Genomic DNA, 13868 nt, shown 5'->3' on the forward strand with positions numbered 1-13868 from the left:
CCATCGGCTCCTCGCAACGACGATGAATATCATTGATCGATGATGATCGTCCCCGGATGATGCTTGTCGAGATGCTTCTTGATGATCTTGAGGTTGCGCGTGTTCGACCGGAACAGGAAGTCGAAGGCGTCGCCGACGAGCGGGATCGCGCCGAGCGTTGTGTCGACTCCCAGATTGCCGACCATGCGCCAGATCTTCCATTTCGGCATGCCGAGGTTGCGCGCCTCCCAGATCAGATAGGCGCCCATGACCGCGGTGATGACGTCGCCGACCACCGGCACCAGCCCGACGATCGCGTCGAGGCCGACGGGGCGGTTGATGCCCGGGATGACGAAGCTGCGTTCGAGGATGATCTCGAGCGTCTCGACCCGCTTGCGCAGCGCGGCGGGGTCGCGGCGATTCTGGATCAGCGCGTCGAACAGCGCGTCGGTGTCGGGAGACGAAGGGGCCATCGGGGTCCTTTCAAGCAGCGCTCGAAATGGAGCGCGCCAACATTATTCGGTGTATTAGTTGGGTAGGGCAATCAAGTGATTCAAGGGGTGCTGGCTGCGGCCGTTGGCGCGCAGCCCGGTCAGCCGCTGCGATGCGACCGACCAGCGCAGCGGGGTCGCGATCGGAATGAAGGGCGAATAGCCCGCGAGCAATTGCTCGGCCTCGCCGATCAGGCGCGCGCGGTCGGCGGCGCTGGTTGCGGCGGTCGCTTCGTCGATCCGTTGCTGGGCGTCGCGATGGCACATTGTGTCGGCGCGGCAGGACAGGCGGCGCAGCCCCCACAGGGCATCGTCGTTGGGCATCACTTCGTCGATCAGTCGGAGGTCGGCCGTCGCGGTCATGGCGACGCGGCGGCTGGGCATGCCGATGCGCGTGAAGTCGGCGGCGATATAAGCAAAAAGGATGCGGCCGCCCGGCGAGTCCGGCACCGCGATGCGCAATGGTTCGACGACATTTCCGCTATCTCTCCACGCATCGACGGCGCGTTTCGCCTGCTCGAAGCGCATTTGTTCGGGATAGTCGGCCCAGGCGGGCAGCAGTGGGGTCGGTCCGACGTCGCGCGTGTAAAGGTCGGGGCGCAGCGTGACTTGCGGCTCCCATTCCTGAAGCCCGAACGCACCGACGATCCGCTCGCGTCGGAGCGCGCGCGACAGCGCCTCGCGATTGGCCTGGACGCCGAGAAAACCGTCGATGCTGACGATGCTGAGGCCGAAGAGTCCCGGAACCGGATCGACGACGAGCCGCGAGCGGCCGATGTTTGAGGCGACGAAATAGGGCAGGGTCGAAAAGCGCCCGCCGACGACGCCGTCGGCATAGCCGTTCTTGAAGCGCGCGAGCGCCCCCGCCGCCGAGGTGCCGGTGAGTTCGATCGACGCGGCGGGATCGGCGGCCGCGGCTTCGGCGGCGTCGGGATCCTCGGCGAGCGGATCGGCGACCGGGGTCAGCAGCATCGCGCGGCCGGTGCGTTTCGGGCGCATCGGACCCCAGCCGAGTCCGCGGTTGACGATCGCCATCGACGGCTGCGCGAGCAGTTCGAGCATCCCGGGCTGCGGCACCGACAGGCGGATTTCGATGACGCTGTCGGTCATCGCCTTGATCGTCTCGATCTCGGGAAAATCATCCTTGAGCACATGTTTGCTGCGCGGCGCGCGATAGCCCTCGAGGATGTTGGCGACGTCGGCGGCGGTGACCTTGCGCCCGTTCGCCCATTTGGCCTCACGGATGCGGAAGACATAGCTGCGTCCGTCGGCGGTGACCGTCCAGCGCTCGGCAAGGCCGACGTCGATTTGTCCCTCGCCGTCGAAGCTGACCAGCCCCTGCGAGGTCGCGTCGAGCAGCGCCGCATTGGCGGCCGACAATTCGCCGTTGATCGGGTTGGCGGCGCTGTTGAGGGCGCCGATCGCCGCGATCCGCACCGGCCCGCGCTCGCCGAACAGGCCGCAGCTGACGAGCGCGAGCGCCAGCAGGCCGGCGGCGGTCAGGCGTCCGATGGTTCGCGAAAGGGGAATGTGCAGGGGCATCGCGGTCATCATAGCCAAGCGGCGCGAAACCGGAAGGGTGCTAACGCGCCGCGGGGCCTTGAAGGGTGGGGCGCTGGTGCGGACGCCGGGACTTGAACCCGGATATCCAGAGGATGGCAGATTTTAAGTCTGCTGCGTCTACCGATTTCGCCACGTCCGCCCAGCGGTGCCGGTCAAGCCGATGCCCCCGATGAGGTCAAGCGCTGTTTGCGGGTTCACCCGTCCGGTTCCGTCAGCTAGATGACCGCCCATGGAAGCTGTTCTCACCATCGCCGGACTCGGCAAGACGTACAAGAGCGGCCACACCGCGCTGTCGTCGGTCGACCTTACCATCAACAAGGGCGAGATTTTTGCGCTGCTCGGGCCGAACGGCGCCGGCAAGACGACGTTGATCAGCATCGTGTGCGGCATCGTCACCGCGACGAGCGGGACGGTGACCGTGGCCGGGCACGATCATGCCCGCGACTATCGCGCCGCGCGGTCGATGATCGGGCTGGTGCCGCAGGAACTGCATACCGACTCGTTCGAGACGGTGATGGCGACCGTCAGCTTCTCGCGCGGCCTGTTCGGCAAACGCCGCGACCCGGCCTTCATCGAGCAATTGCTGCGCGACCTGTCGCTGTGGGACAAGCGCGATTCCAAGATCATGGAGCTGTCGGGCGGCATGAAGCGCCGGGTGATGATTGCCAAGGCGCTGAGCCACGAACCCGAAATCCTGTTCCTCGACGAGCCCACGGCGGGGGTCGACGTCGAGCTGCGTCGCGACATGTGGCAGATGGTCCACGGGCTGCGCGAACGCGGGGTCACGATCATCCTGACCACCCATTATATCGAGGAGGCCGAGGAAATGGCCGACCGCGTCGGGGTGATCAGCAAGGGGCAGTTGATCCTGGTCGAAGAGAAGAATGCGCTGATCAAGAAAATGGGACGCAAGACGTTGACGCTGAACCTCGCCGAGCCGCTCGAGGCGGTGCCCGCGGAGCTGGCCGACTGGAAGCTCGAACTGGCGGGCGACGGGCATGAGCTGGTCTATGAATTCGACAGCCAGGCCGAGGCGACCGGGGTGCCGTCGCTGCTGCGCCGGATGAGCGACATCGGGGTGGGGTTCAAGGACCTGCACACCCGGCAAAGCTCGCTCGAGGATATTTTCGTCGGGCTCGTCCACGAGCCCCGGGGCGCGAAGGGAGCCGCCGCATGACCGCGAACTGGCGCGGCGTCCGCGCGATCTATCTGTTCGAACTGGCGCGTTTCGGGCGTACCGTCTGGACCAGCCTTGCGCTGCCCGTCATCACCACGGCGCTCTATTTCGTCGTCTTCGGCTCGGCGATCGGCAGCCGGATGAGCGAAGTCGGCAACGTGCCCTATGGCGCCTTCATCGTCCCCGGGCTGATGATGCTGACGATGTTCACCGAAAGCATCAGCAACGCGAGTTTTGGCATCTACATGCCCAAATGGACCGGCACGATCTATGAGATGCTGTCGGCGCCGCTGTCGCCGCTCGAAACGGTGATCGCCTATGTCGGCGCCGCGGCGACCAAGTCGGTGATCATCGGGGCGATCATCTTCGCTACAGCGCATCTGTTCGTCGACGTCCAGGTCGTCCATCCGCTGTGGATGGTCGCCTTCATGATCCTGATGGCGGTGACCTTCTGCCTGTTCGGGTTCATCATCGGTATCTGGGCGCAAAGCTTCGAGCAGTTGCAGGTGATCCCGCTGCTCGTCGTCTATCCGCTAACCTTTTTGGGCGGCGCCTTCTATTCGCTCGACATGCTGCCTGCCGCCTGGCGGACGATCACGCTGTTCAACCCCGTCGTCTATCTGATCAGCGGCTTCCGCTGGACCTTCTTCGGGCAGGGCGACGTAGGCATCGAGGTCAGCATGGGCGCGGTCGCGCTGTTTCTGACGCTCTGCCTGAGCGTGATTTTCTGGATGTTCCGGACCGGCTACCGCCTCAAGAATTGAGCGCGGAATATTGCGCTCCGTCATTGCGAGCGAAGCGAAGCAATCCAGGGCGGTTCACGCCAACCTGGATTGCCGCGTCGCTTCGCTCCTCGCAATGACGAAGTTTTGGGACCTGGACGATCGTTGGCAACTCAGTCGTTGAGCCGCTCGCGCATTTCCTTGCCGGGCTTGAAATAGGGCACGCTTTTGGCCTGCACATCGACCGCCGCGCCGGTGCGCGGATTTCGGCCGGTGCGCGACTCGCGACCGCGGGTCGAAAAGGCGCCGAAGCCGCGCAATTCGACACGGCCGCCCGAGGCGAGCTGGTCCACGATGGAATCGAAAAACACATCGACGATCTTCTCCACCTCTTCGAGGCGCAGATCGTTGTTTTCGCTAGCGATCTTTTGAACCAGTTCCGACCGGATCATTGGCTTCCCCTATTTTTCACGCGCATCGCTGGATGCAGGCTCCCGGTCTTTGCCGGTTCGGTGCGTGAGACCCCTCCCAACGCGCCGCCAGACTAACATGAATCAAGCGGGGCGCAAAAGATATCGCCGAATCAAAAGGCCCGCCGGACGCATCCGGCGGGCCTTCTGTCTCATTCTGGTGACAAGGGGCTGGGATCAGCCCTTCTTGCCGGCCTTCAGCGCTTCGCCGAGGATGTCGCCGAGCGACGCACCCGAGTCCGACGAACCGTACTGCGCGACGGCCTGCTTCTCTTCGGCGATCTGCATCGCCTTGACCGAGAAGCTGGGCTTTTTCGAGCGGTCGAAACCGATGACCATCGCGTCGAACTTCTGGCCGACCTGGTAACGTTCGGCGCGCTGTTCGTCGCGGTCGCGGCCGAGGTCGGCGCGCTTGATGAAGCCGGTGGCGCCATCGTCGCCGGCCTGGACTTCGAGGCCGTTGTCGCGAACTTCGAGGACGGTGACGGTGATGACGTCGTTCTTCTTCACCGAACCGGCAGCGGCGACGCCGCCGCCAACGGCAGGTGCACCCTTTTCAAGCTGCTTGATGCCGAGGCTGATGCGTTCCTTCTCGACGTCGACGTCGAGAACGACGACCTGCACGGCCTCGCCCTTGCGGTGGAGGTGCAGCGCTTCTTCGCCCGAGATGCCCCAAGCGATGTCCGACATGTGGACCATGCCATCGACGTCGCCCGGCAGGCCAACGAACAGACCGAATTCGGTTGCGTTCTTGACTTCGCCTTCGACGACCGACCCGACCGGATGCTCATCGGCGAACGCGCCCCAGGGGTTCGACTGAGCCTGCTTGAGGCCCAGCGAGATGCGGCGCTTGTCGCTGTCGACTTCGAGGACGATGACGTCGACTTCCTGGCTGGTCGAAACGATCTTGCCGGGGTGGACGTTCTTCTTGACCCACGACATTTCGCTGACGTGGACCAGGCCTTCGATGCCGGCTTCGAGTTCGACGAATGCACCGTAATCGGTGATGTTCGTGACCGTGCCCGACAGCTTCGCACCGACGGGGTATTTGGCGGCGACGCCTTCCCACGGATCGCTTTCGAGCTGCTTCATGCCGAGGCTGATGCGCTGCGTGTCGCGGTTGATGCGGATGATCTGGACGCGGACATTGTCACCGATGTTGATGACTTCGCTCGGGTGGTTGACGCGCTTGTAGCTCATGTCGGTGACATGGAGCAGGCCGTCGATGCCGCCGAGGTCGACGAACGCACCATAGTCGGTGATGTTCTTGACGGCGCCTTCGATGATCTGGCCTTCTTCGAGGTTCTGGATCAGGCCCGAGCGCTGTTCGGCGCGCGTTTCTTCGAGGATGGCGCGGCGCGACACGACGATGTTGCCGCGGCGGCGATCCATCTTGAGGATCTGGAAGGGCTGCGGCAGGTCCATCAGCGGGCCGACGTCGCGCACGGGGCGGATGTCGACCTGCGAACCCGGAAGGAACGCCACGGCGCCGCCGAGGTCGACGGTGAAGCCGCCCTTGACGCGGCCGAAGATGACGCCTTCGACGCGCGCTTCCTTGTTGAATTCTTCTTCCAGGCGGTCCCAGGCGGCTTCGCGGCGAGCGCGATCGCGGGACAGCATGGTTTCGCCATTGGCGTTTTCGACGCGGTCGACATAGACTTCGACTTCGTCACCGACTTTGATGTCGGCCTTCTGGCCCGGCATGGCGAATTCGCGAAGCGGCACGCGGCCTTCGCTCTTCAAACCAATGTCGATCACTGCCAGGTCGTTTTCGATCGCGGTCACGGTGCCCTTGACGACGCGGCCTTCAAAGCCGCCGTCGGCACCACCAAGCGATTCATCGAGCATCGCGGCAAAATCGTCGCGCGTCGGGAAAGCCGTAGTGGCCATAGATGTGTCTTCCTTACTTCGTTTGTTCCGGCCAAGCGGTTGGTTCCGCTGGTCTTAATGGCCGATATGCCGTGCCTGCCGAATGCATTGCACAGCATCCTCCGGACCTTCATCGGCGAGGGACGGGCAAAGCAAAAAGGGCGCGACGGGTGCGCCCCGTCACGCCCGACGCTCGGAACGAGCGGCGGTTCATCCGTGCCTCGACCGGCAAAAACACCCGTCGGACGCGGCGGCCTATAGTCGAACGGCGCAGCGCGGGCAAGGCGAAAGCACGGATAAACGCCATCGTAAGATGTTGGGTTTAGCGTCCCGCTGCAATCGAGAGGGGGCTCATGCAAACGGCATATCGTGGCAGTTTCGCCGATCCGGCGGTCGAGGCGCGTTTCCAGGAAACGGCGCGGATGCTGCGGCTGCCCTTCGTGCGCATCTATGGCGTGCTCTTCATGCTCGTCGCGCTCGCTTATACGATCGCCAATCCGCTGTTTGTCAGTCACGAGGATACGGCGACGCTCGCGGTCTATTTCGGCTGCATGCTGATCCTCGCCGGCGCCTATATCGGCGCTACCTTCTGGTCCGGATATGTCGCACGGCCGGGAATCGATTTCGCCGCGCTGCTCGGCATCGTCTTTCTGCTCGGCCATATCAATCTGGTGCTGTTCGACGAACTGATCGACATGCAGGAGGAAATGCACGCGGTCGGCGTCATGAACAGGCTCTCGGTCAGCGCCTTCGCGGCGGTCGTTCTGGCGAGCCGGCCGCGCCTGTTCCTGTTGTGGCTGGCGCTCGATATCGTGGTTTTCCTCTCGACGGTGCTGGCGGTGCAAAGCCACGGCGCGGGGCTGTGGTATGCGCTGCTGTCGTACCTCAGCGGCGCGATGATCATGGTCGCGATCAATTTCGCGATCGACCGGTCGAGCCGCGGCGCCTTCGCGCTGGCCGAAGCGCTCGAGGCCGAGCGCAAGCGGAACGAGGAACTGGTCTACAACATGCTGCCGGTCGCGGCGGTCGAGCGGATTCGCGACGGGCGCCTCGTCGCCGATTCCTATGCCGACGCGAGCGTGATCTTCATCGACATGGCGGGCTTTACCAAGCTGGCGCAGCGGGTGTCGCCGGGGCATCTGGTCGAACTGCTCAACACCTTTTTCAACCACGCCGACCGCTGCGCGGCGCAGCACGGGGTCGAAAAGGTCAAGACGATCGGCGACGCCTATCTGGCGATCGCCGGCGGTAACCTGACCGCGCGCAACAGCGCCGATACCGCGATCGCCTTTGCGCGATCGGTGCTCGAAGTCGTCGACGACCTGCAATCGCTCGCCGGGGTCGAGACCGGGCTGCGCGTCGGCATCCACAGCGGACCGGTGGTCGGCGGGGTGATCGGCGCGACGCGCATGGCCTATGACTATTGGGGCGAAACGGTGAACATGGCGGCGCGGCTGGAGAGCACGGCGCCGGTCAACGGGATCGCGATTTCGGAAAGCACCTGGCTGCGGGCGAAGGACCGCGGCGCATTCGGCCCGCCGCATATGGAAATGTTGAAGGGCGTCGGCGAAACCGCCGTCTATCACGCCGCGCCGGCGAAGCCCGCGGTCGACGCGCTGCCCGAGATCAGCTGGGTCGCCTGACCCGTTCGGCGACGAAGGCGATCGCGGCGGCGATGCCTTCGGCCACATCCATGTCGCTATTGTCGAGCAGCATCGCGTCGGTGGCGCGCAGCAGCGGCGCCTCGGTCCGCCCGGTGTCGCGGGCGTCGCGGGCGTGGATGTCGGCGAGCACGGCGTCGTAGCCGATATCGACGCCGCGCCCGAGCATCTCCGCATGGCGGCGGCGCGCGCGTTCCTCGGCGCTGGCGGTAACGAACAGCTTGGCGTCGGCGTGCGGCGCAATCACCGTGCCGATGTCGCGCCCGTCGAGCACCGCACCGCCCGGCTGGCCCGCAAAATCGAGCTGGCGCTGGAGCAGCGCCTTGCGGACGGCGGGGTGAACCGACACGCGGCTCGCGAGCCCGCCGGTGCTTTCATAGCGCAGCGCCGGATCGTCGAGCAGGGCATCCGGAAAGTCGCAGGCGACGAGCGCGTCGGCGGCATCGTCGGGGTCGCCATGGTTGAGCTGGGTCTGATAGCCCACCGCACGATAGAGCAGTCCGGTATCGAGCACGGGCAGCCCGAAATGCGCCGCGATCGCGCGGGCAATCGTGCCCTTGCCCGATGCGGTCGGGCCATCGACCGCGATGATCATTGCGCAAGTCCGGCGAGCAGCGCTTCGAAATTGGGGAAGCTCGTCGCCACGGGTGCGATGTCGTCGATCGTCACCGGCGCCTTGCTGACCAGCCCCGCGATGGCGAAGCTCATGCAGATACGGTGGTCGAGATGGCCGGCGATGGTGGCGCCGCCGGGAAGCGGGTCGCCGCCGGTGCCGTTGATCATCAGGCCGTCCTCGCTCTCCTCAACGCGGGCGCCGATGGCGGTGAGGCCCGTCGCCATCACCGCGATGCGGTCGCTTTCCTTGACGCGCAATTCGTCGAGCCCGGTCGTCGTCGTGCGGCCTTGCGCGAGCGCGGCGGCGACGAAGAGGATGGGGAATTCGTCGATCATGCTCGGCGCGACGGCGGGGTCGACGGCGATGCCCTTGAGGATGCTGTGGCGGACGCGCAGGTCGGCGACTGGTTCGCCGCCGACTTCGCGCGCACCCAGCAACTCGATATCGCCGCCCATCGCCTGCAGCACCGCGATCAGCCCGGCGCGGGTCGGGTTGAGGCCGACATTGGCGATGAGGACGTCGGATCCGGGTACGATCAGCGCGGCGACGATGAAGAAGGCGGCCGACGAAGGGTCGCCGGGAACGGCGATCGTCTGTGGTTTCAGTTCCGCCTCGCCAAGGATGCGGATGTGGCGCGTACCGTCGGCATCGGTCTCGACACTGAGATCGGCGCCGAACCCGCGCAGCATGCGCTCGCTATGGTCGCGGGTCGGCACCGGTTCGATCACTTCGGTGATCCCCGGCGTATTGAGTCCGGCGAGCAGGATCGCGCTTTTCACCTGGGCCGAGGCCATCGGCAGGCGGTAGGCGAGGGGGATGGCGGGCGCGAGGCCGCGCAGCATCAGCGGCAAACGGCCCCCCGGCGAGGCGGTGATGTCGGCGCCCATCTGGCTCAGCGGATCGATGACGCGGCCCATCGGACGTCCCGACAGGCTGGCGTCGCCGATGAAGGTGACGGTGATCGGGTGGCTGGCGACGAGACCCATGAGCAGGCGCGTCGAGGTGCCGCTGTTGCCCATGTCGAGCGCTCCCTGCGGCTGGAGCAGCCCGCCGACCCCGACGCCGTGGATGCGCCATTCTCCGTCGTCGCGCCGTTCGATGTCGGCGCCCATCGCGCGCATCGCGCTGGCGGTGGCGAGCACGTCATGGCCCTCGAGCAGCCCGGTGACGCGGCTTTCGCCGACCGCGAGCGCCGACAGCATCAGCGACCGATGCGAGATGCTCTTGTCCCCCGGGATCGGGACCCTACCTTTGAGCGGAACGGAAGCGGAAAAGCTGCGGGGCGTGGCGGTGTGATCGGTCATGGCGTGCGGCTTTTGACAGCGGCCTTGCAATCTGGCAAGGCGCACGCCGATTTGATGGATGCCGCGCAGGCAACCGTCGCTTTCCAGAAATTCTAATCTCTTTCCAGAAGGTTATGAGGAATTTATGATAAAGGCTGAATGGGGCACGAAGCGTAGCTGCCCGAAATGTGCCACCCGATTCTATGATCTGACTAAGGATGATCCGGTCGCCTGCATCAATTGCGGTTACAACTGGATTCCGGAATCGGTGCTGAAATCGAAGCAGCCGATGCCGTTCGAGGAAGCGGAAAAGCCGGGCAAGGTCGCCAAGGAACCCGAGGCCGACGACGATCTGGATCTGGACGTCGATGTCGACGAGGACAGCGATTCGCCCGACAACGACGTCGACCTCGGCGGCGACGACGATCTGGGCGTCGCGACCGCGGACGACGACGACGTCGAAACCTGATTTTTGACGCGGGGGGCCAAAAAGGCATCGTCAGATGCATTTGGCCCCTTGCATCGGTCGCCGGCACTGCTAAAGGCGGCCACCCGATCGCAGTCACCCAGGCGCGATCACGAAGTTGTGGGGCCTTAGCTCAGCTGGGAGAGCGCCTGCATGGCATGCAGGAGGTCAGCGGTTCGATCCCGCTAGGCTCCACCATTTCTTCCCAAAAAGGCCCGCCGACGCGGGCCTTTTTTGTTGCCTGTCCGGTGCATCGGAAATGCGGCAGCGGGATGACCGGTGTCGGGCGGTGGCGGGCGTTCAAATCCTCCCTGTGGCCGCAGGTCATGGGGAGGGGGCCGCTCGCGAAGCGAGGGGTGGAGGGGGCCGAAGGGTAGCACGACGCCTGACGGCGTCGGCCTCGCGGTTATTCGGCGGCTTCGCTCTCGAACACCGGTTCCATCGCGATCGGATCGGCGAGGTTGATGCGGTCGAGGATCGCGGCGGTGTCGTCGCGCACCTTCAGCATCAGGCTGCGCATCCGGCATTCGGATTCGGGCAGGCAGTTCTTGCAATGCTCGTGCGCGTTGCGCGCGGCGCAGGGCACGAGCGCGAGCGAACCGCGGGTCAGGCGGACAAGGTCGCCATAGCTGATGTCGATCGGCGACAGCGCGAGCTGGTAGCCGCCGTCGCGCCCGCGCTGCGACAGCAGCAGCCCTTCGCGCGCCATTTCCGACAGAATCACGGTCAGGAATTTGGGCGGGATATTCTGCGCCTCCGCAATATCCGCGAGCTGGACCTGCCCCTTGCCCCAATGGTCGGCGAGGTGCTGGAAAGCGCGGATCGTATAGCGGGTCTTTTGCGACAGCATGGTTCATCCTGTGTTACATATTCAGCCTTAATTCAACCTGTCTGGATGACATTCGGGCAAGAGTTGATGAAAATCACAGTGGGTGGCATGAACCGCCCCTATAGGGGTCGCAGGGTGCCCGGTTGCGGGCGTGGTTGCGTGGAGCGGATGGAATGCGAAAGATTTTGACAGCGCCGGCGGTTTTGGCCGCATGTCTGCTGGCGGTGGCGCCGGCGCAGGCGCAATTCGGGGGGCTGCTCCGCAAGGTGACGTCGCCGACCCCGACGCCGAGTCCGAGCGAGAAGGACAATGGCGGTTGTCCCAAGGGCAAGAAGGGCAGCAGCGTCGGGCGCGGCATATTGGGCGGCGTGATCCGCGACGCTGTCGGCGATGCGGCGGGCAAGACCGGTTTCGGCAGTTACCTGCCGACCGCGGAGGTTGCGGGCACGCTGACCGACGCAATCGCGTGCCGCCTCGATCCCGGCGAGCAGTTGCAAGCTGCGGCGGCGACCGAAGAGGTCACGCGCGGCGAAGAGGTCGGCGCAACGTCGAACTGGACGAGCGCGACGCGCCCCGAGGTCAGCGGATCGTCGACCGTAGCAGCGGTCAACCAGGAAGGCGGCGGGCGCAAATGTATGAACGTCACCGACGTGGTGATCGTCGAGGGCGAGGAAACGCGCGTGTCGAAGCGTATGTGCAAGGGACCGGGCGAGCCACGCTATGTCATTGTCGCGGCGTAAACTTGTCCGCCCGCTGGCGGCGCTGGCGACGCTTGCGTGCCTGACGGCGGCGACGCCGATGGACCCGGCGAACCCCACCTGTCCGCTCAGTCCGAACTGGTCGACGAATCCGACTATGACGTTGACGCCCGTCGTTCGCGGGGGCGAGAAGGTCCTGCTTGCCGAAGGGCGGGTGGATGCCGGACTGCCCGACCGGTTGACCAAGACGCTGGCGGCTAACCCTGACGTCTCGGAAATCTGGCTGCGGTCACCCGGCGGAGACGCGCGCGCTGGCAATGCAGCGGGACGGATCATCCGGTCCAGCCTCGGGATGATCACCCGCGTTCCCAACGGCTGGGCCTGTTTCAGCGCCTGCAATTTCGTCTTCATGGGCGGTAGCGCGCGGGTGATCGACCCGGGCGGTCTTTTCATCGTCCATATGTTCACCCGCACCGGGGACCGCAGCGCGATCGACATGAGCGTGGCCATGGGTACCGAAGCGACCCGCGACCTGATCGGCGATATCGAACAGGATGCGGCGCTGCTTGCCAGCGAGGACAATGATTTCCTGATCCGCATGGGCGTGTCGCGGAAATTGCTGACCGAAGTGATGTACCGCCAGAAGGCCATTGCGACCGACGACGACAAATCGACCCGGCGCTGCCTGACGCAGGCCGAGGTGAAAGCCTATAATGTTACCAACGATGGCGGATAAGCGGCTGTTTGGAGCGCTGCTTGCGCTGCCGCTCCTCGCAGCGACGCCGATCGAGCAATCGGGCGAATGCGCTCCGACGCGCCAGGGATGGGATGCACCGGCGTCGCGCGTTGAGGTGCAGCGAACCGGACGCAGCGAAACCCTTGTCATAGAGGGCAGGATCGGCCCCGACCTTCCGGCGCGCCTCAACGCGGTGCTCGCTGAGCATCCCGACGTCGACACAATCCACTTCAATGCCTCGGGCGACGACAGGGGCAGTGCGATGGAGGCCGGGCGTATCCTGCGGTCGGCGGGGAGTTTTGCTGCGCATGTCCCGGCTGGCGCGAACTGCACCGATGCTTGTGCCCTGTTGTTCCTCAGCGGGCGTATTCGGTCCGTCGATCCGACGGCTGTGTTCGATCTTGGGCAATTTTATGAGCCGTCGGCGACGTCGGTTTCCGGTGCCGACATCGCGCGGCAGAGCCTCGGAATCTCCGATTATCTGATCCGGATGGGGGTCTCGCGCCGACTGCTTACCGGGACGCTCGATCGCGAAAATGCGTCCACAGGCCAGGCGCCGCAACGCCAATGCCTGACGCCCGAGGAGCTTCGCGGCTATAACGTTGCAAATTGGAACGAATAATTTAGGCTGCCCGCCAAAACAGGAGAGGCTGCCATGACCGATATGACGCACGACCACGCGAGTTTCCGTTCGATGATCGATGGGACCCAGCAGGACTGGGACATCATCGCGCGCGAGCAGAAGGAGTTTGCGCCGCAGAACGGTACGCGCATCCTCGAGCATCTGAAGCTGCTTGGCGGCGATTATGGCGGCTTTCCGGTCGACCGGCTCGAACATTGCCTGCAGACCGCGACGCGGGCGCATCGCGACGGGCGCGACGAGGAATATGTCGTGATGGCCTTGCTCCACGACATCGGCGACACGCTGGGCGCGTTCAACCATCCCGACGTCGCGGCGGCGATCCTCAAGCCCTTCCTGTCGGAAGAAAATCTGTGGATCGTCCAGCACCACGGCATTTTCCAGGGCCATTATTTCTTCCACTATCTCGGCCTCGACCGCGACATGCGCGACCAGTTCAAGGATAGCCCGCATTATGCGGCATGCGCCGAATTCTGCGAGAAATATGACGCGCCGGCGTTCGACCCCGATTATGACAGCGAGAGCCTGGAATTCTTCGAGCCGATGGTGATGCGGCTCTGCTCCTACCCGCGCACGAGCATCTACAAGAAGGTGATGGTCGAGGAAGCGGCGGAGTAACTGGAGCGGGGGGGGGGGGGGGGGGGGGGGGGGGGGGGGGGGGTGGGGTG

15 protein-coding genes and 2 tRNA genes are annotated in these 13868 nt (G+C 64.9%); 9 read left to right on the forward strand and 8 right to left on the reverse strand.

The annotated features are described in order from the left end of the window. Window positions 1–29: 29 nt before the first annotated feature. From AC07U1_RS19245 to AC07U1_RS19255, 3 genes are all read right to left on the reverse strand, one after another. The gene (locus AC07U1_RS19245) at window positions 30–452 is read right to left on the reverse strand and encodes a DUF4112 domain-containing protein (protein WP_056350477.1); all 423 of its coding nucleotides are present in this window, start codon (window positions 450–452) and stop codon (window positions 30–32) included. Between the two features lie 54 nt (window positions 453–506). Continuing rightward, window positions 507–2021 (reverse strand): ABC transporter substrate-binding protein, encoded by a 1515-nt coding sequence (locus AC07U1_RS19250; protein ID WP_495197781.1) that lies wholly within the window; start codon window positions 2019–2021, stop codon window positions 507–509. A 65-nt stretch (window positions 2022–2086) separates the two neighbouring features. Next, a tRNA-Leu gene (locus tag AC07U1_RS19255) sits at window positions 2087–2172 on the reverse strand. A 90-nt stretch (window positions 2173–2262) separates the two neighbouring features. On the opposite strand from AC07U1_RS19255, the gene AC07U1_RS19260 reads away from it, so the two are divergent. Next, on the forward strand, window positions 2263–3210 hold the full coding sequence (locus AC07U1_RS19260; RefSeq protein WP_495177855.1) for an ABC transporter ATP-binding protein: 948 nt from the start codon (window positions 2263–2265) through the stop codon (window positions 3208–3210). Next, on the forward strand, window positions 3207–3974 hold the full coding sequence (locus AC07U1_RS19265) for an ABC transporter permease (RefSeq protein WP_056350481.1): 768 nt from the start codon (window positions 3207–3209) through the stop codon (window positions 3972–3974). The genes AC07U1_RS19260 and AC07U1_RS19265 overlap by 4 nt, the downstream gene beginning before the upstream one ends. A 131-nt stretch (window positions 3975–4105) precedes the next feature. Here AC07U1_RS19265 and AC07U1_RS19270 read toward each other — a convergent pair whose 3' ends face one another. Beyond that, a complete protein-coding gene (locus AC07U1_RS19270; RefSeq protein WP_056350482.1) occupies window positions 4106–4384 on the reverse strand; it encodes an integration host factor subunit beta in 279 nt (92 codons plus the stop codon). A gap of 195 nt (window positions 4385–4579) precedes the next feature. Next, window positions 4580–6292: a 30S ribosomal protein S1 gene (gene rpsA / locus AC07U1_RS19275; RefSeq protein ID WP_056350484.1), complete on the reverse strand. Its 1713-nt coding sequence runs from the start codon at window positions 6290–6292 to the stop codon at window positions 4580–4582. A 332-nt stretch (window positions 6293–6624) separates the two neighbouring features. On the opposite strand from rpsA, the gene AC07U1_RS19280 reads away from it, so the two are divergent. Next, the gene (locus AC07U1_RS19280) at window positions 6625–7914 is read left to right on the forward strand and encodes an adenylate/guanylate cyclase domain-containing protein (protein ID WP_187140343.1); all 1290 of its coding nucleotides are present in this window, start codon (window positions 6625–6627) and stop codon (window positions 7912–7914) included. On the opposite strand, the gene AC07U1_RS19285 is transcribed toward AC07U1_RS19280, so the two are convergent. Both AC07U1_RS19285 and aroA read right to left on the reverse strand, forming a co-directional pair. After that, window positions 7898–8527, reverse strand: a complete 630-nt coding sequence (locus tag AC07U1_RS19285) for a (d)CMP kinase (protein ID WP_495177854.1) — start codon at window positions 8525–8527, stop codon at window positions 7898–7900. The genes AC07U1_RS19280 and AC07U1_RS19285 overlap by 17 nt on opposite strands. Further along, window positions 8524–9852, reverse strand: coding sequence for a 3-phosphoshikimate 1-carboxyvinyltransferase (gene aroA / locus AC07U1_RS19290; RefSeq protein ID WP_495177853.1), 1329 nt, complete (start codon window positions 9850–9852; stop codon window positions 8524–8526). The genes AC07U1_RS19285 and aroA overlap by 4 nt, the downstream gene beginning before the upstream one ends. A 124-nt stretch (window positions 9853–9976) precedes the next feature. Here aroA and AC07U1_RS19295 point away from each other — a divergent pair, with 124 nt between their 5' ends. Both AC07U1_RS19295 and AC07U1_RS19300 read left to right on the forward strand, forming a co-directional pair. Next, window positions 9977–10300: a TIGR02300 family protein gene (locus AC07U1_RS19295; RefSeq protein WP_187140340.1), complete on the forward strand. Its 324-nt coding sequence runs from the start codon at window positions 9977–9979 to the stop codon at window positions 10298–10300. Between the two features lie 119 nt (window positions 10301–10419). Further along, window positions 10420–10495: transfer RNA gene (locus tag AC07U1_RS19300), tRNA-Ala, on the forward strand. A gap of 208 nt (window positions 10496–10703) precedes the next feature. On the opposite strand, the gene AC07U1_RS19305 is transcribed toward AC07U1_RS19300, so the two are convergent. Further along, window positions 10704–11147 (reverse strand): RrF2 family transcriptional regulator, encoded by a 444-nt coding sequence (locus AC07U1_RS19305; RefSeq protein WP_056350496.1) that lies wholly within the window; start codon window positions 11145–11147, stop codon window positions 10704–10706. Between the two features lie 152 nt (window positions 11148–11299). Between AC07U1_RS19305 and AC07U1_RS19310 the strand changes: the two genes are divergently transcribed. The 4 genes from AC07U1_RS19310 to AC07U1_RS19325 all read left to right on the forward strand — a co-directional run bounded on the left by AC07U1_RS19310 (window position 11300) and on the right by AC07U1_RS19325 (window position 13818). Further along, window positions 11300–11866, forward strand: coding sequence for a hypothetical protein (locus tag AC07U1_RS19310; protein ID WP_056350497.1), 567 nt, complete (start codon window positions 11300–11302; stop codon window positions 11864–11866). A gap of 115 nt (window positions 11867–11981) precedes the next feature. Continuing rightward, window positions 11982–12560: a COG3904 family protein gene (locus tag AC07U1_RS19315; RefSeq protein ID WP_235535741.1), complete on the forward strand. Its 579-nt coding sequence runs from the start codon at window positions 11982–11984 to the stop codon at window positions 12558–12560. Beyond that, a complete protein-coding gene (locus tag AC07U1_RS19320) occupies window positions 12550–13182 on the forward strand; it encodes a hypothetical protein (protein ID WP_495177852.1) in 633 nt (210 codons plus the stop codon). Before AC07U1_RS19315 ends, AC07U1_RS19320 begins: the two co-directional genes overlap by 11 nt. A 33-nt stretch (window positions 13183–13215) precedes the next feature. Continuing rightward, complete coding sequence (locus AC07U1_RS19325) at window positions 13216–13818, forward strand: HD domain-containing protein (RefSeq protein ID WP_056350501.1); 603 nt, start codon at window positions 13216–13218, stop codon at window positions 13816–13818. Window positions 13819–13868: the final 50 nt, after the last annotated feature.

The organism is Sphingopyxis sp. GW821-FHT02C12, from assembly GCF_059421785.1.